This is a genomic window from Kitasatospora sp. NPDC096128, from assembly GCF_040303105.1.
Taxonomy (GTDB): Bacteria; Actinomycetota; Actinomycetes; order Streptomycetales; family Streptomycetaceae; genus Kitasatospora.
The window spans coordinates 142,310-163,275 of record NZ_JBEOSP010000006.1 but is presented as its reverse complement, the minus strand read 5'-3'; the positions used below and the strand labels follow the sequence as shown (position 1 = coordinate 163,275).

Genomic DNA, 20,966 nt, shown 5'->3' with positions numbered 1-20,966 from the left:
GGGAATGTCTGAGGGGGTCGGTAGTGTTAACCTCATTGCTGCACCAGGTGCCCTCCGGGGCTCGGTGCGCCGCGTCCCGATCCCAGCGTTCCACTGCCGTGGAACCGCCGCGATGTCCGGGGCGACGATTCTCCGGGAGCCCACCGCAGCGCGTACGCAGCCTGCCTGCGCGACATGCGGCCGCATCCCGAAGCCGTGACGGCACCTGACTCCCACCCGCGGCCTCCCACCTCGAGGCCAGGACGGGCGGAGCGCGGGCCACCGTCACGCGACGGGGGCCCGGGATTCGCAGGCAGCGTGGGCGCAACGCCCTCTGGGGAGGTCGACACACGACCGGCCCACGCGCCACCTCAGCACCACCGTGCTTCACGCACCGCACCTCGCAGCTCTCCCTCGACAGGCTCCCGCCATTCGAGGGATCACCGCCTCGGACCGACGCAGTCGAGCGTTGGTCAGGACAGCACAACCGGTCGCCGAGCCAGACAGGCCGACGTCCGCTCCAGGGAAGGACCCTTAGTGAGCGACTCCACCGATCTGATGGGCGCGCGCCCGGACGCCGAAGCGTCGGACGCAGCCGCCGCCCCCGCTGCCCCGGCCCGCCGCCGCCGCAGTGCCGCCGCGGGCCTGGACGGCATGGTCCTCGCCGAGCTGCAGAAGCTCGCCGCGGACCTGGGCATCACCGGTACCGGGCGCATGCGCAAGAGCCAGCTGATCGAGACCATCAAGGAGAAGAGCGGCGGGGACCCGCTGCTCGCCGCCGGTGGCGCCCCGGCCGCCAAGCGCACCGCCGCCAAGGCGGACGCCGAGGCCCCGGCCGAGAAGCCGGCCCGCCGCACCAAGGCCGCCGCCGCCGCTGCCGCGGCCCCGGCCGCCGAGCCGCAGGCCCAGATCGAGATCCCGGTCCAGGCCGCCGCCGAGACCGCCGCGCCGGCCCGTGCCGAGCGCACCCGCCGCCGCGCCACCTCGGCCGCCGGCGCCCCGACCGCGCCCGTCGCGGCCGCCGAGGCCGTCGCCGAGGCCGCCACCGTCGTGGTGGCCGAGCCCAAGCAGGCCGACCGCCCGGCCGAGACCCGCGCCTTCGAGGGTCGCGAGGAGGGTCGCGAGACCCGTCGTGACCGCCGCGAGCGCCGTGACCGCCGTGACGGCGGCGAGCGCACCGAGCGCACCGAGCGCTCTGAGCGCACCGAGCGCACCGAGCGTCAGGACGCCGGCGACGCCCAGGCCGGGCAGGACGGCGACGGCCGCGAGTCGCGCCGTGACCGCCGCAACCGCCGTGAGCGCACCGACCGCCAGGGCCAGCAGGGCCAGCAGCAGGGCCAGGGCGAGGGCCAGCAGCGCCGCGAGGGCGGCCAGGGCCAGCAGGCCCAGCAGCCGCAGATCCAGCAGGGCGGTTACGACGACGACGAGTTCGGCGAGGGCCGCCGGGGTCGTCGGGGCCGTTACCGCGACCGTCGGGGCCGGCGCGGCCGTGACGGCTTCGAGGCCGGCCCGGTCGAGACGCAGATCGGCGAGGACGACGTCCTGATCCCGGTCGCGGGCATCCTCGACATCCTGGACAACTACGCCTTCGTGCGCACCTCCGGCTACCTGCCGGGCCAGAACGACGTCTACGTCTCGCTCGCCCAGGTCCGCAAGAACGGCCTGCGCAAGGGTGACGCCATCACCGGTGCGGTCCGCCAGCCCCGCGAGGGCGAGCGCCGCGAGAAGTTCAACGCCATGGTGCGGCTGGACTCCGTCAACGGCATGGACCCGGAGACCGGCCGCGGCCGCCCCGAGTTCAACAAGCTCACCCCGCTGTACCCGCAGGAGCGGCTGCGCCTGGAGACCGACCCGGGCGTGCTGACCACCCGGATCATCGACCTGGTGTCGCCGATCGGCAAGGGCCAGCGTGGTCTGATCGTCGCCCCGCCGAAGACCGGCAAGACCATGGTGCTGCAGGCGGTCGCCAACGCGATCACCCACAACAACCCCGAGTGCCACCTGATGGTCGTCCTGGTCGACGAGCGTCCGGAAGAGGTCACCGACATGCAGCGGTCGGTGAAGGGCGAGGTCATCTCCTCGACCTTCGACCGCCCGGCCGAGGACCACACCACCGTCGCCGAGCTGGCCATCGAGCGCGCCAAGCGCCTGGTGGAGCTGGGCCACGACGTGGTCATCCTGCTGGACTCGATCACCCGCCTGGGCCGCGCCTACAACCTGGCGGCGCCGGCCTCCGGCCGCATCCTGTCCGGTGGTGTCGACTCGACCGCGCTGTACCCGCCGAAGAAGTTCTTCGGCGCCGCGCGCAACATCGAGAACGGCGGCTCGCTGACCATCCTGGCCACCGCGCTGGTCGAGACCGGCTCGCGCATGGACGAGGTGATCTTCGAGGAGTTCAAGGGCACCGGCAACATGGAGCTCAAGCTCGACCGCAAGCTCTCCGACAAGCGCATCTTCCCCGCCGTCGACGTGGACGCCTCCAGCACCCGCAAGGAGGAGATCCTGCTCGGCAGCGAGGAGCTCGCCATCGTCTGGAAGCTGCGCCGGGTGCTGCACGCGCTCGACTCGCAGCAGGCGATCGAGCTGCTCCTGGACAAGATGAAGCAGACCAAGAGCAACGCCGAGTTCCTGATGCAGATCGCCAAGACCACCCCCGGTTCCGGCGACTGACCGTAGCCGGACGGCTGTTGGGACACGGAACCCCGGATCGCGCGAGCGGTCCGGGGTTCCGTGCGTCGTGACGCCGGGCGGGCGGCCGCTTTGTTCCAGAGTTGGGACAGCTTGGGACTATTTGATCTTCTTGTCCGATTTACTCTGGATCGTATGGCCGAGCACAAGAGGGTCCCCAGTCGCCGCCGCAAGGTCCTGCGGTGGTCCGCCGGCGCGGTCGCCGCGCTCGTCGTCGCCGGCGGCGGCGCGGGTGCGTACGCGTACCTGAAGCTCAACGGCAACATCAAAAGCGTCGACATCGACTCCCGCCTCGGTGACGCCCGGCCCCCGGCCGCCACCGACGGCTCCTTCAACATCCTGGTGCTGGGCTCCGACTCCCGCGTCGGTGAGAACGGCGACCTGGCCGGTGGCGACACCGGCGACTCCGCCCGCTCCGACACCGCGATGGTGGTCCACGTCAACCAGGACCACTCCCGGGCCTCGATCGTCTCGATCCCGCGCGACACCCTGGTCGACCGCCCCCAGTGCACCGACAGCGCCGGCAAGGCCGTCCCGGCGGTCAAGCGGGCGATGTACAACAGCGCCTTCGAGGCCGGCGGCGCGGCCTGCGCCGTCTCGACCACCGAGCAGCTCACCGGGCTGCGGATGGACCACTACCTCCAGGTGGACTTCGCCGGCTTCGCCCGGGTCGTGGACGCGATAGGCGGGGCCACCGTGACCACCACGGTGGCCATCCACGACAAGGACAGCGGGCTCGACCTGCCGGCCGGCCGGCACCACCTGGACGGGCAGCAGGCGCTGGCCTTCGTGCGCACCCGGCACGGCGTCGGCGACGGCAGCGACCTCGGCCGGATCGAGCTGCAGAAGCAGATGGTCAAGTCGCTGCTCCAGCAGGCCGGCGGGATCGGGCTCTTCTCCAACCCGGTCAAGCTCTGGTCGATCGGCGACACCATGACCAGGAGCATCACCACCGACTCGGCGCTCGGCTCGGTGAACTCCCTGGTCGGACTGGTGCAGGAGTTCAAGGGGATCGGGCCGGACCAGCTCACCATGGTCACCCTGCCGGTGGTGACCGCCCCCAGTGACCCCAACCGGGTGGTCGAGCAGCAGCCGCAGGCCGGGAACGTCTGGGCGGCGCTCAAGGCCGACCAGCCGATCCCGCAGGCGGTCGTCTCGACCCAGCCCGAGAACCCCGCCCAGGCGGCCCCCACGGCCCCGTCGGCGGGCGCGGCGAAGCCGTCCGTGAAGTCCACGGCCAAGGCCTCCGCCGTCCGCTGAGCCGCCCGTCCAGCCGTCCGCCCAGCCGTCCGCATGGTCGTCCCCGGACGTCCGCCGGGGCGCCCGGAATGTCCCCCGGAATAAGCCGCGGCGGGACCCGGTTTGGGAAGATGCGGCCGGTCCTGGCAGACTGGTCCGTCGGTCCCGGTTCACGTGCGGCACTCCCAGCCGCCGACCCGGTGCCCTCCCGAAAACTAGGAGAACCCCTTGAAGTCCAACGTTCACCCGGAGTACGTGGTCACCAACGTGACCTGCACCTGCGGCGCCGAGTTCACCACCCGCTCGACCGAGACCAGCGGCGTCATTCGCGCCGAGGTCTGCTCGCAGTGCCACCCGTTCTACACCGGCAAGCAGAAGATCCTCGACACCGGTGGCCGCGTCGCCCGCTTCGAGGCCCGCTTCGGCAAGCAGCACAGCGCGAAGGCCTAGCGCTCCCACGGCGCCGGTTTCCGGTGCCCCCGTACTCGTTGTCGGGGGCGCTGGGGACCGGCGCCGTTCGCGTCCCAGCACGCGTCGCGGTTCCACCCGTTCCGAAGCCCTCACACGTTCCGAGCCCCCCGGGAAGAAGGCCACCCCATGTTCGAGGCAGTCGAAGAGCTCCTCGTCGAGCACGCCGCCCTCGAGACGAGGCTGGCCGACCCGTCCGTCCACGCCGACCAGAACAACGCCCGCAAGCTGGCCAAGCGGTACGCCGAGCTGACCCCGATCACCCGGGTCTACCGGCAGTGGCGACAGGCCGGCGAGGACATCGAGGCCGCGCGTGAACTCGCCGCCGAGGAGCCGGAGTTCCTCGCCGAGGTGAAGGACTCCGAGGCGCGCCGCGACGAGCTGACCGAGGAACTGCGGCTGCTGCTCGTCCCGCGTGACCCGAGCGACGACAAGGACGTCATCCTGGAGATCAAGGCGGGCGAGGGCGGCGAGGAGTCCGCGCTGTTCGCCGGCGACCTGCTCCGGATGTACCTGCGCTTCGCCGAACGGATCGGCTGGAAGACCGAGATCATCGACTCCAACGAGTCCGACCTCGGCGGCTACAAGGACGTCTCGGTCGCCGTGAAGACCAAGGGCGCTCTGACGAACCCCGACGGCTCGCCCGGCCAGGGCGTCTGGGCCCGGCTGAAGTACGAGGGCGGCGTGCACCGCGTGCAGCGCGTCCCCGCCACCGAGTCGCAGGGCCGCATCCACACCTCCGCGGCGGGCGTGCTGGTCACCCCCGAGGCGGAGGAGGTCGAGGTCGAGATCCTCGCCAACGACCTGCGGATCGACGTCTACCGCTCCTCCGGCCCCGGCGGCCAGTCCGTCAACACCACCGACTCGGCGGTCCGGATCACCCACCTGCCGACCGGTATCGTGGCGTCCTGCCAGAACGAGAAGAGCCAGCTGCAGAACAAGGAGCAGGCGATGCGCATCCTGCGTTCGCGGCTGCTGGCCGCCGCGCAGGAGGAGGCCGAGCGGGAGGCCTCGGACGCGCGTCGCAGCCAGGTCCGCACGGTGGACCGCTCCGAGCGGATCCGGACGTACAACTACCCCGAGAACCGCATCTCGGACCACCGCACGGGGTTCAAGGCGTACAACCTGGACCAGGTCCTGGACGGCGACCTGAACGCCGTGATCCAGTCCTGCGTCGACAAGGACGCGGCGGCCAAGCTCGCCGCGGCCCAAGAGAACTGAGACCGGCGCGCCCCAGCCCGACGCACGCCTGAAGCCGGAGCGCAGAAACATGAGGTCGTACGGATGAACCTGCTGCTCGCCGAGGTGGCCCAGGCCACCCAGCGGTTGGCCGCGGCCGGCGTGCCGTCGCCGCGCTTCGACGCGGAGGAACTCGCCGCCTACGTCCACAACGTCAAGCGCAGCCAGCTGCACACGGTGAAGGACGCGGACTTCGACGCCCGCTACTGGGAGGCGGTCTCGCGCCGCGAGGCCCGCGAGCCGCTGCAGCACATCACCGGGCGGGCGTTCTTCCGCTACCTCGAACTGGCGGTCGGCCCCGGGGTCTTCGTGCCCCGGCCGGAGACCGAGACGGTCGTCGAGTGGGCGATAGACGCGGTGCGCGACATGGACGTCGCCGAGCCGCTGGTGGTCGACCTGTGCTCCGGCTCGGGCGCCATCGCGCTCGCCCTCGCCCAGGAGCTGCCGCGCTCGACCGTGCACGCCTTCGAGCTCGACGAAGGGGCGCTGGAGTACACCCGGCGCAACATCGAGGCCAGCCCGGACCGGGCCCGGGTCACCCTGCACGCCGGTGACGCCACCAAGGCCTTCGAGGACGACCGCTCCTGGGACGGCCGCTTCGACCTGGTGATCTCCAACCCGCCGTACATCCCGCTCACCGAGTGGGAGTACGTCGCGCCGGAGGCCCGCGACCACGACCCGCAGATGTCCCTGTTCTCCGGCGAGGACGGCCTGGACACCATCCGCGGCATCGAGCGGGTGGCTGCCCGGCTGCTGCGCCCGGGCGGCGCGGTGGTCATCGAGCACGCCGACCAGCAGGGCGGCCAGGTGCCGTGGATCTTCAACGAGGAACGCGGCTGGACGGACACCGCCGACCACCGCGACCTGAACAACCGGCCGCGCTTCACGACCGCCCGGAGGGTCGGGTCGTGAACATCGAGCACAGCACGACCGCCCGGAGGGTCGGGTCGTGAACATCGAGCACAGCACGACCGCCCGGAGGGTCGGGTCGTGAACACCGCCGCCGCGAACGTCATGAGCCATTCCGGAAGGGGACCGCACCGATGAGCCGCCGCTACGACTGTGCCGATGCCGGGGACCGCGCCACCGGCCTGCGCGAGGCCGCCTCGGCCATCCGCCGCGGCGAACTCGTCGTGCTGCCCACCGACACCCTCTACGGGGTCGGCGCGGACGCCTTCTCCCCGGAGGCCGTCGGCGAGCTGCTGGCCGCCAAGGGCCGTGGCCGCAACATGCCCTCGCCCGTGCTGGTCGGCTCGCCGACCACCCTGCACGGCCTGGTCACCGACTTCTCCGAGCAGGCCTGGGAGCTGGTCGACGCCTTCTGGCCGGGTGGCCTCACCCTGGTCGCCAAGCACCAGCCCTCGCTGCGCTGGGACCTCGGCGAGACCCGCGGCACCGTCGCGGTCCGGATGCCGCTGCACCCGGTCGCCATCGAGCTGCTGAACACCACCGGCCCGCTCGCCGTCTCCAGCGCCAACAGGACCGGCGGCCCGTCCCCGGTGACCTGTGACGAGGCGCAGGCCCAGCTGGGCGACGCGATCTCGGTCTACCTGGACGGCGGGAACGCCGACCACGCCACCGCCTCGTCCATCGTCGACGTGACCGGCAAGGTGCCCGTCCTCCTGCGGGCCGGGGCGATCAGCATCGAGCAGCTGAGGGAGGTCGTCCCCGACCTGGAGGCCGGAAGTTGACACCCACCGCCTCGCTCCATGACGGGCCCGGCATAGCGCCGTACCTGGCTGTGGGTCCCAGGCCGCTGGACCACTTCCGGATCCTGTTCGTCTGCACGGGGAACATCTGCCGCTCGCCGATAGCCGAGCGGCTCACCCGGCGTGAGCTGGACACCCGGCTCAGCCCCCGGGTGGCCGGGCGCATCCTGGTGGAGAGCGCCGGCACCTGGGGCCACGTGGGCGCGCCGATGGAGGACCACGCCGCCACCGTGCTCGACGAGTACGGCGCCGACAGCGGCGGCTTCACCGGCCGGGAACTGCTGGACGAGCACGTGGTCGAGGCCGACCTGGTGCTCACCGCGACCCTGGACCACCGCGCCCAGGTGATCTCGATGGGCCACGAGGCGGGCCTGCGCACCTTCACCATGAAGGAGTTCACCCGCCTGGTGCGGACGATCGACCCGGGCACCCTGCCCGACCCGCGCAGCGGCGTCGACGTCACCGAGCGGGCCCGCGCCCTGGTCCGGGCCGCCGCCGCGCTGCGCGGCTGGCTGCTGGCCGCGACCCCGGAGTCCGACGAGGTGGACGACCCGTACGGGGCGCCGATCGGCATGTTCCGCAACTGCGGCGAGGAGATATTCCACGCGGTCGACCCGGTGGTCACCGCGCTGACGGGCGTGCCCGCGCCGCGCTGACGGCCGAACGGCCCCGTCTCGGCGGGCCGGGCGGGCAGGACGGTCCTACGCTGGGCCTCACCTCCCCCAGCCTCCGGCCGGGGCCTCCATCCGCAGCGCCCGGGAGCCTGCCATGACCGTCACCGATGCCGCGACCGGCTCGACCGCGACGAAGGGGCGCCCGTGGGCGTCCGAAGCGCTGCACCGGGCGGATCCGCAGATCGCCGACCTGCTGGCCGCCGAGGCCGAGCGGCGCGCCGAAACGATCCAGCTGCTGGCGGGGGAGAACCTCACCACCCCGGCCGTGCTGGCGGCGCTGACCGGGCCGCTGATCGACAAGTACGCCGAGGGCTACCCGGGCCGCCGGCACCACACCGGCTGCGCGCTGGCGGACGCCGCGGAGCTGCTGGCGATCGACCGGGCGCGCGGGCTGTTCGCCGCGCCGCACGCCAACGTCCAGCCCCGGTCGGTGACTTCGGCGATGCTCGCGGCGTACGCGGCGCTGCTGCGGCCCGGCGACGGGGTGCTGGCGATGTCGCTGGAGCACGGCGGCCACCTCAGTTGCGGCTCGCGGGCCAACTTCTCCGGCCGCTGGTTCGAGTGCACCGGTTACGGCGTGCGCGAGGCCGACGGCCTGATCGACCTCGACCAGGTGCGCGACCTGGCCCGGCGGCACCGCCCCAAGGCGATCGTGGCGGGTTCGATCTCCCACCCGAGGCACCTGGACTGGGCGGCCTTCCGGGAGATCGCCGACGAGGTGGACGCCTATCTGATCGCGTCCGTCGCGCAGACCACCGGCCTGGTGGCGGCCGGGGTGGCGCCCTCTCCGGTGCCGTACGCGGACGTCACGGTGGCGGCCACCCACAAGCTGCTGCGCGGCCCGCGCGGCGGCCTGCTGCTGTCCACCGCCGAGCTGGCCGAGCGGATCGACCGGGCGGTGTTCCCGTTCAGCCAGGGCGGCGCGGCGATGAACGAGGTGGCCGGCAAGGCGGTGGCCCTGGCGGAGGCCATGACGCCCGCCTACCGGGCGTACGCGCAGCGGACGGTGTCCGGGGCGCAGGCGCTCGCCAGGGGGCTCGCAGAGGCCGGTGTGCGCCCTCTGACGGGCGGGACCGACACCCACCTGGTGACCGCCGACGTCAGCCCGCTCGGGGTGACCGGCGCGGAGGCCGAACGGCGCTGCGCGGCGGCCGGGCTGCTGCTCGGCAAGTGCGCGCTGCCGTACGATCCGGCGCCCGCCGCCGACGCCTCCGGGATCAGGCTGGGCACGGGCACCGTGACCAGCCAGGGGATGGGGGAGGCGGAGCTGACCGGGATCGCCGGACTGATCGCCCGGCTGCTCGCCGGGGACGCCCCCGGGCCGGTCGCCGAGCGGGTCCGGGAGCTGGCGGCGGCCTTCGCCGGGGGAGACTGAGGCGCGAGCGTCCACAGGTATTCGGATCTCCTACCCGGGAGGGCGAACCGCGATGCACGTCCCGGGCGTCCGACTCAATAAGGTGGGTGCCGTGGCGACGCACCTCGATTCCCGGGAAGGCAGGGGAGTACCTTCGGTACCTCCCCGTTCGACAGTGTTGCAGGAGGCCAGTGGTGCGTGAGTATCTGCTGGTGCTGTTCTGCACCGCCGCCGTCACCTACCTGCTGACCGGCCCGGTCCGGAAGTTCGCCATCGCGGCGGGCGCGATGCCCCCGGTCCGCGCCCGCGACGTGCACCGCGAGCCCACTCCGCGGCTCGGCGGCATCGCGATGTTCGGCGGACTGTGCGCGGGCATCCTGGTCGCCTCGCAGCTGGACAACCTGAGCAAGGTGTTCAACGGGGGCAGCGACATCCGCGCGCTGCTCTCCGGCGCCGGGATCATGTTCCTGCTCGGGGTGCTGGACGACAAGTGGGGCGTGGACGCCCTGGTCAAGCTGGGCGGTCAGATGATCGCGGCCGGCGTGATGGTCTGGCAGGGCGTCACGGTGATCACCCTCCCGGTGCCCGGGGTCGGCCCGGTCGCGGTGAGCCCGACCCAGGGCATGGTCATCTCGGTCACCCTGGTCGTCGTCATGGTCAACGCGGTGAACTTCATCGACGGCCTGGACGGCCTGGCGGGCGGCATGGTCTGCATCGCCGCGATGGCGTTCTTCCTGTACAGCTACCGGCTCTGGTACGGCTACACGATCTCCGACGCGGCCCCCGCCGTGCTGTTCAGCGTGCTGCTGATCGGCATGTGCCTGGGCTTCCTGGCGCACAACATGCACCCCGCGCGGATCTTCATGGGCGACTCCGGCTCGATGATGCTGGGCCTGATGCTGGCCGTCGCCGCGATCTCGATCACCGGCCGGGTCGACCCCGACCTGATCAACAGCGAGACCGGTTCGCAGACCGCCACCGTGCACACCCTGGTGCCGATCTACATCCCGCTGCTGCTGCCGCTGACGGTCATCGCGCTGCCGCTGGCCGACCTGCTGCTCGCGGTGGTGCGCCGCACCTGGGCCGGCCAGTCCCCGTTCGCCGCGGACAAGCGCCACCTGCACCACCGGCTGCTCCAGGTCGGGCACTCGCACAGCCGAGCCGTCCTGATCATGTACTTCTGGGCCGCGCTGATCGCCTTCGGCACGGTCGCCTTCTCGGTGACCAACACCGGCCGCGCGGTGGTGCTGACCCTCGCCGGGCTCTGCCTGGTCGGCCTGGTGGTGCTGCTGACGCCGCGGTTCCGGCCGCGGGCGCCCCGGGCGGTGCAGTCCTTCGTCCCGCCGCGGTACCGGCGGCGTCCGGCCGCGGCCCCGATGGCTGAACTGTCGGCGAAGGACAAGCAACTTCTGGGTGAAGCCAGTCGGGGCTCGTCCGCCTCCTCCGGCCACGACGACAAGGCCACCGGACGCCGCTGACCAGCAGGTTGACGATCCGTCAAACGGGCTCACCCGTACGGCGGAATCGTTGCTCCGCCGGTGTGACAGGAGCCACACATTCATGGTAAAGCTCTCATCAAATAGTTTGTGATACCGTTCACGAGTACCGAGAACACGCCGAAAGACCTGACAGGTGGAGGACTTCCGTCCCTCGTCGGTCTCCCTCGACGGGCCCGCCGCTCACCGCGGGCGGCCCGGCGGCGGCCACTCGGTCCGGTGACACCCCGCCACCATCTGTGCCCGTCCCCCGCCACATCGACATGCCGCCGGAGCTGCCGACATGCCGTCCCCCGACGCCCGGGTCCTCCGAGGCGCCGCGATTCCCACTGCGGCCGCCGGGATCATCGCCATGGCGATCTCCTTCGCCGTCGCCGGCGGGAAGGGCCTGCTCGGCGCCCTGTTCGGCGCCCTCCTGGTGCTGGCCTTCTTCAGCTCCGGCCAGGTCGCACTCGACCGGCTGACCAGGTCGAACCCGCAGATCATGATGGCCGCGGCGCTGCTGGTGTACACCACTCAGATCCTGCTGGTCGGCATCGTGCTGGCGGTGTTCAAGAACACCGAGCTCTTCAACCGCCAGGCCTTCGCCTTCACGCTGATCGGCTGCGTGCTGATCTTCACGGGCTTCCAGGTGCGTGGCGCACTCAAGGCCAAGACCTTCTACGTCGACCCTCACGCCTCGGAAAACAAGGGCGACAAGCCCTCCGACAAGGGTCGTCAACAGTGACGAGGCCCGACTGTCCCCCCAACGAGGGGGGCGGTGTTTATGCCGCACTGACGGGCTGCTATCGTCCGTCGCAACAACGGAGTACGGGAAGAGGCCTGGTCTGTCCGGATCGCGGACTGATCGCCCCCCGGACCCGCGAAGTCTTCGATGATCCCGCAGTCGCGCAGTGCGCCGTCGTGCGGGGTCGGCGAGAAACCCATCAAGTTCCAGTGCCGCTCCGTGGTCGCAGGCCACGCCGACACACCGAGGTTGCCGTAACCATGCGCCACGACGAAGGAGTCCGCGGTGAGTGCTGAACTCACGTCCTCGCTCGCCTCAGGCAGTTGCCACTTCGGGGACGCTGGCTGCGGCTTCCCGGCCCCGGGCCTGAACGAGTTCCAGTTCAAGCCGATCTTCTCGGTCGGCGGCATCGACTTCAACAAGCCGATGCTGCTGTCGATCATCGTCGCGCTGCTGGTGGTCGTGTTCTTCTGGGCCGCCTTCGCCAAGCCGCGCCTGGTCCCCGGCAAGCTGCAGCTGGTCGGCGAGATCGGCTACGACTTCGTCAAGCGCTCCATCGTGATGGAGACGATCGGCAAGAAGGGCGAGAAGTACGTCCCGATGCTGGTCTCGATGTTCTTCTTCGTCTGGTTGATGAACATCATGTCGATCATCCCGTTCGCGCAGTTCCCGGTGACGGCGTCGATCGCCTTCCCCGCGGGCCTGGCCGCGGTCGTGTGGATCACCTACATGACGCTGACCTTCAAGAAGCACGGCTTCGTCGGCGGTCTGAAGAACCTCTGCTGGCCGTCGGGCATCCCCGGCTGGGTCATGTTCATCCTGGTGCCGATCGAGTTCTTCTCCAACATCTTCGTGCGCCCCTTCACGCTCGCGGTCCGAGCCTTCGCGAACATGTTCGCCGGCCACCTGCTGATCGTGATGTTCTCCATCGCCTCCTGGTACCTGCTCAGCCCGACCCTGGGCGCGCTGTACGGCTCGGCCTCCTTCGTGGTCGCCGTCGGCCTGACCGCCTTCGAGCTGCTGGTGCAGTTCCTGCAGGCCTACATCTTCGTGATGCTGGCCAGCAGCTACATCGCCGGTGCCCTGGAAGAAGCGCACTGAGCCACGCAGCTCCGGCTGCCTCCCCTCCCGAACGCCCGGTGGCCAACCACCACCGGTCCACCACCCCGCAAAGGACAAGCTGAAATGCAGAACCTCGCTGAGGTCTACGGTTCCGTCGCCTCGATCGGTTACGGCCTCGCCGCGATCGGCCCCGGCATCGGTGTTGGTCTCATCTTCGGTAACGGTGTCCAGGCCATGGCCCGTCAGCCCGAGGCTGCCGGCCTGATCCGCTCCAACATGTTCATCGGCTTCGCGCTGACCGAGGCGCTCGCCCTCATCGGCATCGTCATGCCGTTCGTCTTCGGCGCCGGCAAGTAATTCCCCGCCGTTAGACCCTTTCGAGGAAGGTCCAGATATGAACGTCGCGGCTCACCTCGCGGAGGAGGGGGAGAAGATGAACCCCCTGCTTCCCGCGTGGCCCGAGGTCATCATCGGCCTGCTCTGCTTCTTCATCGTCTTCGGTCTGCTCGGCAAGAAGCTCCTCCCCAGCATCGAGAAGGTGCTGTCGGAGCGTCGGGACGCCATCGAGGGCGGCATGGAGCGCGCCGAGGCCGCCCAGGCGGAGGCCCAGGCCCTGCTTGAGCAGTACCGTGCCGAGCTCGCCGAGGCGCGCCACGAGGCTGCCCGTATCGTCGAGCAGGCTCGCGAGCAGGGTGCCGCCCAGCTCGCCGAGATGCGCGAGGAGGGCCAGCGTCAGCGCGAGGCCATCGTCGCCGCCGGCCACGCCCAGATCGAGGCCGACAAGAAGCAGGCGACGTCCGCCCTGCGTCAGGATGTGGGTTCGCTGGCCACCCAGCTGGCTTCCCGCATCGTGGGCGAGTCCCTTGAGGACAACGCCCGGCAGAGCGGCGTGATCGACCGCTTCCTGAACGAGCTCGAGGCCAAGGCCGCCGTGGCTCAGGGTGCGGCCAAGTGATCGGCGCCAGCCGCGAGGCTCTCGCCGCCGGCCGGCAGAACCTGGACAGCCTGACCGACTCCACCTCGGTGGACGCGGCCAAGCTGGCCGAGGAGCTCACCGCCGTCACGGCCGTACTGGACCGTGAGGTGTCGCTGCGCCGCGTCCTGACCGACCCGTCCCGGTCGGGCCAGGACAAGGCCCAGCTGATCACCTCGCTGCTGACCGGTCAGGTCTCCGGCGTGGCCGTGGACCTGGTCTCCGGCCTGGTCCGCTCCCGCTGGTCGGGTGCGCGTGACCTGGTGGACGCGGTCGAGGAGCTCGCCGCCTACGCCGAGGTCATCGCCGCGGACAAGGCCGGCGTCCTGGACGACGTCGAGGACGAGCTGTTCCGCTTCGGCCGGGTGGTCAGCGGCTCGCACGAGCTGCGCGCCGCGCTCACCGAGCCGAAGGCCGGCGCCGTCGCGAAGGCCGAGCTGATCAACAAGCTGCTCGGCGGCCGCGCCAACGCCGGCACCGTCCGGCTGGTCACCGCCCTCGTCAACGTGCCGCGTGGCCGTAGCCTGGAGCAGGGCCTCGAGTCCTACTCGAAGCTCGCCGCCGCACGCCGCGACCGCGTGGTGGCCCTGGTCACCAGTGCGGTGCCGCTGTCGGACGCCCAGAAGGAGCGCCTCACCGGTGCTCTGGGCCGGATGTACGGCCGCCAGGTCCACCTGAACATCGACATCGACCCCGAGGTCGTCGGCGGTGTCCGGGTGCAGATCGGCGACGAGATCATCGACGGCACCGTGTCGAGCCGCCTCGAAGGCGCTCGCCAGTCGCTCGAAGGCTGAGCAAACCCGAGCAGCACATCCGACCCTCGGTCGGGGAACCGGCTCCCCAAGGAGTCGGCAAAACGTACGGCCGGTTCATACGACCCGGCCGAGAGTCGAGTACTTGCGGCCCTCAATGGCGGGCCGAGGATCGCAAACTAGGAGAGCAGGGAAGCCTGATGGCGGAGCTTACGATCCGTCCGGAGGAGATCCGGGACGCGCTGGCCGACTTTGTCCAGTCGTACCAGCCGGACGCCGCTTCTGTGGAAGAGGTCGGCAAGGTCACTGACGCGGCGGACGGCATCGCGCATGTCGAGGGCCTGCCCTCGGTCATGGCGAACGAGCTGCTGAAGTTCGAGGACGGCACGCTCGGCCTCGCGCTGAACCTCGACACCCGCGAGATCGGTGTCGTCGTCCTCGGTGAGTTCGGCGGCATCGAAGAGGGCCAGACCGTGCGCCGCACCGGCGAGGTCCTCTCGGTTCCGGTCGGCGACGGCTACCTCGGCCGCGTCGTGGACCCGCTGGGCAACCCGATCGACGGTCTCGGCGAGATCGCCGCCAGCGGCCGTCGCGCCCTGGAGCTGCAGGCCCCCGGCGTCATGGCCCGCAAGTCGGTCAAGCAGCCGCTGCAGACCGGCATCAAGGCCATCGACGCGATGACCCCGATCGGCCGCGGCCAGCGTCAGCTGATCATCGGTGACCGCCAGACCGGCAAGACCGCGGTGGCCGTCGACACGATCATCAACCAGCGCGACAACTGGCGTTCGGGCGACCCGGAGAAGCAGGTCCGCTGCATCTACGTCGCCGTGGGCCAGAAGGGCTCCACCATCGCGTCCGTCCGCGGCGCCCTGGAGGAGGCCGGCGCGCTGGAGTACACCACCATCGTGGCCGCTCCCGCGTCCGACCCGGCCGGCTTCAAGTACCTCGCCCCGTACACCGGTTCGGCCATCGGCCAGGAGTGGATGTACGACGGCAAGCACGTCCTGATCATCTTCGACGACCTGTCGAAGCAGGCCGAGGCCTACCGCTCCGTCTCCCTGCTGCTGCGCCGCCCGCCGGGCCGCGAGGCCTACCCGGGTGACGTCTTCTACCTGCACTCCCGCCTGCTGGAGCGCTGCGCCAAGCTGAACGACGCCCTGGGCGGCGGCTCGATGACCGGTCTGCCGATCATCGAGACCAAGGCCAACGACGTCTCGGCGTACATCCCGACCAACGTCATCTCCATCACCGACGGCCAGTGCTTCCTGGAGTCCGACCTGTTCAACGCCGGCATCCGCCCGGCCGTGAACGTCGGTATCTCGGTCTCCCGCGTCGGTGGCTCCGCCCAGATCAAGGCCATGCGCTCGGTCGCCGGCCGTCTGCGCCTGGACCTCGCCCAGTACCGTGAGCTGGAGGCCTTCGCCGGCTTCGGCTCCGACCTGGACGCGGCCTCCAAGGCCCAGCTGGAGCGCGGTGCGCGCATGGTCGAGCTGCTGAAGCAGGGCCAGTACCAGCCGTTCCCGGTCGAGGAGCAGGTCGTCTCCATCTGGGCCGGCACCACCGGCAAGCTGGACGACGTCCCGGTCGCCGAGATCCGCCGCTTCGAGCGCGAGTTCCTGGACCACGTCCGCCTGCAGCACAAGGACCTGCTCGCCGGCATCGTCGAGACCGGTCTGCTGGCCGACGGCACCGTCGACGCCCTGACCGGCGCGATCGAGGCCTTCAAGCAGGGGTACCAGACCGCCGACGGCAAGCTGCTCTCCGAGCAGGCCTGAGTCCGGTAGCGAGGGAAAGGACGTAACGACCCATGGGAGCACAGCTTCGGGTCTACAAGCGCCGGATCCGCTCTGTCACCGCGACGAAGAAGATCACCAAGGCGATGGAGATGATCTCCGCGGCGCGCATCGGCAAGGCGCAGCGCGCGGTGGCGGCCTCCGCTCCGTACGCCGATGAGCTCACCCGGGCGGTGACGGCGGTGGCCACCCGGTCCAACGCCAAGCACCCGCTCACCACCGAGAACCCGAACGCCACCCGCGCGGCGGTCCTGCTGATCACGGCGGACCGCGGCCTGGCCGGCGGTTACTCGTCCAACGCCATCAAGGCCTCGCTGACGCTCTCCGAGCGCCTGCGCGGCGAGGGCAAGGACGTCGTGACCTACATCGTCGGTCGGAAGGGTCTGTCGTACTACACCTTCCGCAACCTGGCGGTGGGGAACTCGTGGACGGGCTTCTCGGACAAGCCGACCTACGGCGACGCGAAGACGGTGGCGGCCGAGCTGATCGAGGCCTTCACGGCCGAGACCGGCGGCGTGGACGAACTCCACGTGGTCTCGACCGAGTTCGTGTCCATGCTGACGCAGGACGCGGTCGCGGCGCGGCTGCTGCCGCTGAAGCTGGACGAGGTCCAGCTCAGCGACCAGTCGTCGGCCAAGTCGGAGATCTTCCCGCTGTACGACTTCGAACCGTCGGCGGAGGGCGTGCTCGACGCGCTGCTGCCGCGGTACGTCGAGAGCCGGATCTACAACGCGCTGCTGCAGTCGGCCGCTTCCGAGCACGCCGCCCGCCGCCGCGCGATGAAGAGCGCGACGGACAATGCCGGCGAGCTCATCAAGTCGCTCACGCGGCTTGCCAACTCGGCCCGTCAGGCCGAGATCACCCAGGAAATCAGCGAGATCGTCGGCGGTGCCAACGCCCTCGCCGACGCTAGCCGCGGGAGCGAATGAGTATGACCACCACTGTTGAGCCGACCACGGCGACGGGCCGCGTCGCGCGGGTCATCGGCCCGGTCGTCGACGTGGAGTTCCCCGTCGACGCGATTCCGGACATGTTCAACGCCCTGCACGTCGAGGTGGACAACCCCGACGGCTCGGGCAAGAAGACCCTCACCCTCGAGGTCGCCCAGCACCTCGGCGACGGCCTGGTCCGCGGCATCTCGATGCAGCCGACCGACGGCCTGGTCCGCGGTTCGCAGGTCACCGACACCGGTTCGGCGATCTCCGTGCCGGTCGGCCAGATCACCAAGGGCAAGGTGTTCAACGCCCTCGGTGACGTGCTGAACGTCGACAAGGCGGAGTTCGACAAGCAGGTCGAGGTCCGCTGGCCGATCCACCGCAAGGCCCCCGAGTTCAAGGACCTCGAGTCCAAGACCGAGATGTTCGAGACCGGCATCAAGGTCATCGACCTGCTCACCCCGTACGTCACGGGTGGCAAGATCGGTCTGTTCGGTGGTGCCGGTGTCGGCAAGACCGTTCTGATCCAGGAGATGATCTACCGCGTCGCCGAGAACTTCGGTGGTGTGTCGGTGTTCGCCGGCGTCGGCGAGCGCACCCGTGAGGGCAACGACCTCATCGACGAGATGGTCGACTCGGGCGTTCTGGACAAGACCGCGCTGGTCTTCGGCCAGATGGACGAGCCGCCGGGCACCCGTCTGCGCGTCGCGCTCTCCGCGCTGACCATGGCGGAGTACTTCCGTGACGTCGAGAAGCAGGACGTGCTCCTCTTCATCGACAACATCTTCCGGTTCACCCAGGCCGGTTCCGAGGTGTCGACCCTGCTCGGCCGCATGCCCTCCGCGGTGGGCTACCAGCCGAACCTGGCCGACGAGATGGGCCTCCTCCAGGAGCGCATCACCTCGACCCGCGGTCACTCGATCACCTCGATGCAGGCGATCTACGTCCCCGCGGACGACCTGACCGACCCGGCCCCGGCCACCACCTTCGCCCACCTGGACGCGACCACCGTTCTGTCGCGCCCGATCTCGGAGAAGGGCATCTACCCGGCCGTCGACCCGCTGGACTCCACGTCCCGCATCCTCGACCCGCGGTACATCACGGCGACCCACTACGAGACGGCCGTCCGTATCAAGGGGATCCTGCAGAAGTACAAGGACCTCCAGGACATCATCGCCATCCTCGGTATGGACGAGCTGTCCGAAGAGGACAAGATCACGGTGCACCGCGCCCGTCGCATCGAGCGCTTCCTCTCGCAGAACACCTACGTGGCGAAGCAGTTCACCGGTGTCGAGGGCTCGACCGTGCCGCTGTCGGAGACCATCGAGGCCTTCAACTCGATCGCCGACGGCAAGTACGACTCCGTCCCGGAGCAGGCCTTCTTCATGTGCGGTGGCATCGAGGACCTGGAGAAGAACGCCGCCGAGCTGGCGAAGAAGTAATCGCGGCCGGTAGCAGCTGAGTGACCGTGAGGGGTGGGCCCCAGCCCTGGGACCCACCCCTCGCGTCGCATCGGCTGTGATTCCGGTCAAATCCGTGCCGCCGGTTTCATGCCGGAGGCGCGGGGCCGTTATTCTTACCGAAACTCCCGAGTAATCGGGGGTTGCATGAGCCTAGGAGCCCACGTTGGCTGAGCTGCACGTCGAGCTGGTCGCAGCCGACCGCAAGGTGTGGTCCGGTGCGGCCACCATCGTCGTCGCCCGTACGGCCTCCGGTGACACCGGCATCATGCCGGGCCACACCCCGGTGCTGAGCGTGCTGGAGACCGGTCCGGTCACCATCCGCACGGTGGACGGCGGCACCGTGATCGCCGCGGTGCACGGCGGCTTCATCTCCTTCGCCGACAACAAGCTGTCTCTGCTCGCGGAGATCGCCGAGCTGGCGGACGAGATCGACGTCGCGCGTGCCGAGCGCGCGCTGGAGCAGGCCCAGTCCGACCTGGACGCGCACGCCGAGCGTCGCGCCGAGGTCCGACTGTTCGCGGCGCGCGGCCTCAAGGCCCACGCCTGAGTGTGCCTGACCCCGGCTTCACGGGGTCGACCGACGGTCCCGGGGACGCGCGAGCGTGACCCCGGGACTGTCGTCGTAGTTGGTAGGTCAGCGCGGTCGTCTGGTACGACCGTAACGGGGAACGCGGGTAGCGAGGAGGTAGGTGAGCATGGTCCTCGCGCTTGTGGTGTGTGCGGCGGTCGTGGCGCTGGGAGTGATCGGCCTGATGGCCTTCGCCGTACGCCGCCGCCTGATCCAGCGGGTCGGCGGCACGTTCGACTGCAGTTACCGGCTCAAAATGCCGGCCGACGCCTCGACGCAGCCCGACCTCGACGAGAACGGCAAACCCACCTCCGCCCCGGTCCCACCGACCGACGGCAAGGGGTGGGTTTTTGGTATCGGCCGGTACAGCGGCGACTCGATCGAGTGGTTCCGGGTCTTCTCGTACGCCCCGCGCCCGCGCCGGGTGCTGCCGCGCCGGGAGATCGAGGTCCTCGGCCGGCGCTACCCGGAGGGCCAGGAGGAGCTGGCGCTGCTCTCCGGCTCGGTGGTGTTGCGCTGTCTGCACAACGGGGTGCCGCTGGAGCTGGCGATGAGCGAGGACGCGCTCACCGGCTTCCTGGCCTGGCTGGAGGCCGCTCCCCCCGGGCAGAGGGTCAACGTCGCCTGACCCGCCCGGCTAGGGTGGCCGCATGGTCAATCTGACGCGCATCTACACCCGTACCGGGGACGACGGCTCCACCGCGCTCGGCGACATGAGCCGGACCACCAAGACCGACCCGCGGCTGATGGCGTACGCCGACGCCAACGAGGCGAACGCGGCGATCGGGGTGGCCCTGGCGGTCGGCGCACTGCCCGAGGACGTGGCGGCCGTGCTCATCCGGGTCCAGAACGACCTGTTCGACGTCGGCGCGGACCTGTCCACGCCGGTGGTCGAGGACCCGAAGTACCCGCCGCTGCGGGTGCTGCAGTCCTACATCGACCGGCTCGAAGGGGACTGCGACCACTACCTGGAGCAGGTGGAGAAGCTGCGCAGCTTCATCCTGCCCGGCGGTACGCCCGGTGCGGCCCACCTGCACCTGGCCTGCACGGTGGTGCGGCGGGCCGAGCGCTCGACCTGGGCGGCGATCGACGCGTACGGGGACTCCGTCAACCCGCTGACCGCGAAGTACCTCAACCGGTTGTCCGACCTGCTGTTCATCCTGGCCCGGGTGGCCAACAAGGAGCGCGGCGACGTGCTCTGGGTGCCCGGCGAGAACCGCTAGCGCACCTTCTCCGGGGCCGGCTGCTCCACCACCCGGCCGTCGACCACCGCGACGCCGGCCGGCGCCTCCTTGGGCCAGCGCGAGAAGCAGCCGGCCACGACCACGTTGACGACGGCCGCGATGCCCAGCCTCCAGTACCACTGGGCGAAGGTGCCGAAGTGGGCGGAGCCCGCGGACAGCGGGACGAGCAGGGTGATCAGGGTCAGGGTGATCACGGCCGAGACGACCGTCCGCCTGGCGATCTGCCACTCGTGGGCCGTCCGCTCCGGACCGTACTTGGGGGCGGGCAGCGGCTTGGGGCCGCCGGCGAAGCGGTGCAGGAAGTGCCGGTCGGCCCAGGCGACCAGCGAGGGGCCGTAGCCGACCGAGAAACCCGCGTAGCTCGCCGCCAGGGCGTGCGTCCAGCTCGCGGTGGCGCCGCCGCGCAGGTCCAGGACGGTCAGCGCGTACAGGGCGAGGTCCACCGCCGGCAGGCCGAGCAGCAGCAGGGTGCTGGTGCGGCGCCACCGCAGCAGGTAGCGGGCGGAGAGGCCCAGGCCGAGCACGATCCACCAGGAGATCTCGGCGGCGACGATGAGGGTGACGATCACGTTCTGCTCCCGGTCGGTGGGGTGTGCCTCCAGG

The 20,966-nt window shown here is 70.5% G+C and carries 21 protein-coding genes; 20 read left to right on the top strand and 1 reads right to left on the bottom strand.

From position 1 onward, the window contains the following. The first annotated feature begins 516 nt into the window (after positions 1-516). The 20 genes from rho to ABTY61_RS09475 all read left to right on the top strand — a co-directional run bounded on the left by rho (position 517) and on the right by ABTY61_RS09475 (position 20,342). Positions 517-2,649, top strand: coding sequence for a transcription termination factor Rho (gene rho, locus ABTY61_RS09570; RefSeq protein ID WP_350504387.1), 2,133 nt, complete (start codon positions 517-519; stop codon positions 2,647-2,649). Positions 2,650-2,802: 153 nt separating this feature from the next. Then, the gene (locus ABTY61_RS09565) at positions 2,803-3,927 is read left to right on the top strand and encodes an LCP family protein (RefSeq protein WP_350504386.1); all 1,125 of its coding nucleotides are present in this window, start codon (positions 2,803-2,805) and stop codon (positions 3,925-3,927) included. Positions 3,928-4,134: 207 nt separating this feature from the next. Beyond that, on the top strand, positions 4,135-4,356 hold the full coding sequence (gene rpmE / locus ABTY61_RS09560; protein WP_350504385.1) for a 50S ribosomal protein L31: 222 nt from the start codon (positions 4,135-4,137) through the stop codon (positions 4,354-4,356). A 147-nt stretch (positions 4,357-4,503) separates the two neighbouring features. Further along, the gene (prfA, locus tag ABTY61_RS09555; protein WP_350504384.1) at positions 4,504-5,595 is read left to right on the top strand and encodes a peptide chain release factor 1; all 1,092 of its coding nucleotides are present in this window, start codon (positions 4,504-4,506) and stop codon (positions 5,593-5,595) included. Between the two features lie 63 nt (positions 5,596-5,658). Next, positions 5,659-6,525, top strand: coding sequence for a peptide chain release factor N(5)-glutamine methyltransferase (gene prmC, locus ABTY61_RS09550; RefSeq protein ID WP_030057537.1), 867 nt, complete (start codon positions 5,659-5,661; stop codon positions 6,523-6,525). Between the two features lie 131 nt (positions 6,526-6,656). Then, complete coding sequence (locus tag ABTY61_RS09545; RefSeq protein ID WP_350504383.1) at positions 6,657-7,304, top strand: L-threonylcarbamoyladenylate synthase; 648 nt, start codon at positions 6,657-6,659, stop codon at positions 7,302-7,304. A gap of 32 nt (positions 7,305-7,336) precedes the next feature. Then, positions 7,337-7,978 carry an arsenate reductase/protein-tyrosine-phosphatase family protein gene (locus ABTY61_RS09540; RefSeq protein WP_350504494.1) on the top strand — a complete coding sequence of 214 codons (642 nt, stop codon included), beginning with the start codon at positions 7,337-7,339 and terminating at the stop codon, positions 7,976-7,978. Between the two features lie 112 nt (positions 7,979-8,090). After that, on the top strand, positions 8,091-9,371 hold the full coding sequence (gene glyA, locus ABTY61_RS09535) for a serine hydroxymethyltransferase (RefSeq protein ID WP_350504382.1): 1,281 nt from the start codon (positions 8,091-8,093) through the stop codon (positions 9,369-9,371). A 173-nt stretch (positions 9,372-9,544) separates the two neighbouring features. Further along, a complete protein-coding gene (locus ABTY61_RS09530; RefSeq protein WP_350504381.1) occupies positions 9,545-10,828 on the top strand; it encodes an MraY family glycosyltransferase in 1,284 nt (427 codons plus the stop codon). 301 nt (positions 10,829-11,129) lie between these two features. Then, positions 11,130-11,573 (top strand): Cg1360 family ATP-synthase-associated protein, encoded by a 444-nt coding sequence (locus tag ABTY61_RS09525; protein WP_350504380.1) that lies wholly within the window; start codon positions 11,130-11,132, stop codon positions 11,571-11,573. A gap of 285 nt (positions 11,574-11,858) precedes the next feature. Then, positions 11,859-12,674 (top strand): F0F1 ATP synthase subunit A, encoded by an 816-nt coding sequence (atpB, locus tag ABTY61_RS09520; protein WP_350504379.1) that lies wholly within the window; start codon positions 11,859-11,861, stop codon positions 12,672-12,674. 84 nt (positions 12,675-12,758) lie between these two features. Continuing rightward, positions 12,759-12,992 carry an ATP synthase F0 subunit C gene (gene atpE, locus ABTY61_RS09515; protein ID WP_350504378.1) on the top strand — a complete coding sequence of 78 codons (234 nt, stop codon included), beginning with the start codon at positions 12,759-12,761 and terminating at the stop codon, positions 12,990-12,992. 37 nt (positions 12,993-13,029) lie between these two features. Then, positions 13,030-13,590 (top strand): F0F1 ATP synthase subunit B, encoded by a 561-nt coding sequence (locus ABTY61_RS09510; RefSeq protein ID WP_350504377.1) that lies wholly within the window; start codon positions 13,030-13,032, stop codon positions 13,588-13,590. Further along, a complete protein-coding gene (locus tag ABTY61_RS09505; protein WP_350504376.1) occupies positions 13,587-14,402 on the top strand; it encodes a F0F1 ATP synthase subunit delta in 816 nt (271 codons plus the stop codon). The genes ABTY61_RS09510 and ABTY61_RS09505 overlap by 4 nt, the downstream gene beginning before the upstream one ends. Positions 14,403-14,560: 158 nt before the next feature. Further along, positions 14,561-16,135, top strand: a complete 1,575-nt coding sequence (gene atpA / locus ABTY61_RS09500) for a F0F1 ATP synthase subunit alpha (RefSeq protein ID WP_350504375.1) — start codon at positions 14,561-14,563, stop codon at positions 16,133-16,135. A 32-nt stretch (positions 16,136-16,167) separates the two neighbouring features. Then, entirely contained in the window at positions 16,168-17,082 is a 915-nt protein-coding gene (locus tag ABTY61_RS09495) for a F0F1 ATP synthase subunit gamma (protein WP_350504374.1), read from the top strand. A 2-nt stretch (positions 17,083-17,084) separates the two neighbouring features. After that, the gene (gene atpD, locus ABTY61_RS09490; RefSeq protein WP_350504373.1) at positions 17,085-18,530 is read left to right on the top strand and encodes a F0F1 ATP synthase subunit beta; all 1,446 of its coding nucleotides are present in this window, start codon (positions 17,085-17,087) and stop codon (positions 18,528-18,530) included. Positions 18,531-18,714: 184 nt separating this feature from the next. Beyond that, positions 18,715-19,098, top strand: a complete 384-nt coding sequence (locus ABTY61_RS09485; protein ID WP_350504372.1) for a F0F1 ATP synthase subunit epsilon — start codon at positions 18,715-18,717, stop codon at positions 19,096-19,098. A gap of 148 nt (positions 19,099-19,246) precedes the next feature. Then, positions 19,247-19,747 carry a DUF2550 domain-containing protein gene (locus ABTY61_RS09480; RefSeq protein WP_350504371.1) on the top strand — a complete coding sequence of 167 codons (501 nt, stop codon included), beginning with the start codon at positions 19,247-19,249 and terminating at the stop codon, positions 19,745-19,747. A 22-nt stretch (positions 19,748-19,769) separates the two neighbouring features. Then, complete coding sequence (locus ABTY61_RS09475; protein ID WP_350504370.1) at positions 19,770-20,342, top strand: cob(I)yrinic acid a,c-diamide adenosyltransferase; 573 nt, start codon at positions 19,770-19,772, stop codon at positions 20,340-20,342. Here the strand turns inward: ABTY61_RS09475 and ABTY61_RS09470 are convergent. Further along, the gene (locus tag ABTY61_RS09470; protein ID WP_350504369.1) at positions 20,339-20,932 is read right to left on the bottom strand and encodes a hypothetical protein; all 594 of its coding nucleotides are present in this window, start codon (positions 20,930-20,932) and stop codon (positions 20,339-20,341) included. The genes ABTY61_RS09475 and ABTY61_RS09470 overlap by 4 nt on opposite strands. Between the last annotated feature and the right edge of the window lie 34 nt (positions 20,933-20,966).

Bases quoted from the DNA above. Each gene is read 5' to 3' on its own strand.
- ABTY61_RS09475 (WP_350504370.1), top strand. From the start codon at position 19,770: ATGGTCAATCTGACGCGCATCTACACCCGTACCGGGGACGACGGCTCC.
- atpD (WP_350504373.1), top strand. From the start codon at position 17,085: ATGACCACCACTGTTGAGCCGACCACGGCGACGGGCCGCGTCGCGCGG.
- ABTY61_RS09480 (WP_350504371.1), top strand. From the start codon at position 19,247: ATGGTCCTCGCGCTTGTGGTGTGTGCGGCGGTCGTGGCGCTGGGAGTG.
- ABTY61_RS09525 (WP_350504380.1), top strand. From the start codon at position 11,130: ATGCCGTCCCCCGACGCCCGGGTCCTCCGAGGCGCCGCGATTCCCACT.
- atpE (WP_350504378.1), top strand. From the start codon at position 12,759: ATGCAGAACCTCGCTGAGGTCTACGGTTCCGTCGCCTCGATCGGTTAC.
- ABTY61_RS09565 (WP_350504386.1), top strand. From the start codon at position 2,803: ATGGCCGAGCACAAGAGGGTCCCCAGTCGCCGCCGCAAGGTCCTGCGG.
- prfA (WP_350504384.1), top strand. From the start codon at position 4,504: ATGTTCGAGGCAGTCGAAGAGCTCCTCGTCGAGCACGCCGCCCTCGAG.
- ABTY61_RS09545 (WP_350504383.1), top strand. From the start codon at position 6,657: ATGAGCCGCCGCTACGACTGTGCCGATGCCGGGGACCGCGCCACCGGC.
- prmC (WP_030057537.1), top strand. From the start codon at position 5,659: ATGAACCTGCTGCTCGCCGAGGTGGCCCAGGCCACCCAGCGGTTGGCC.
- ABTY61_RS09495 (WP_350504374.1), top strand. From the start codon at position 16,168: ATGGGAGCACAGCTTCGGGTCTACAAGCGCCGGATCCGCTCTGTCACC.
- atpA (WP_350504375.1), top strand. From the start codon at position 14,561: ATGGCGGAGCTTACGATCCGTCCGGAGGAGATCCGGGACGCGCTGGCC.
- ABTY61_RS09510 (WP_350504377.1), top strand. From the start codon at position 13,030: ATGAACGTCGCGGCTCACCTCGCGGAGGAGGGGGAGAAGATGAACCCC.
- glyA (WP_350504382.1), top strand. From the start codon at position 8,091: ATGACCGTCACCGATGCCGCGACCGGCTCGACCGCGACGAAGGGGCGC.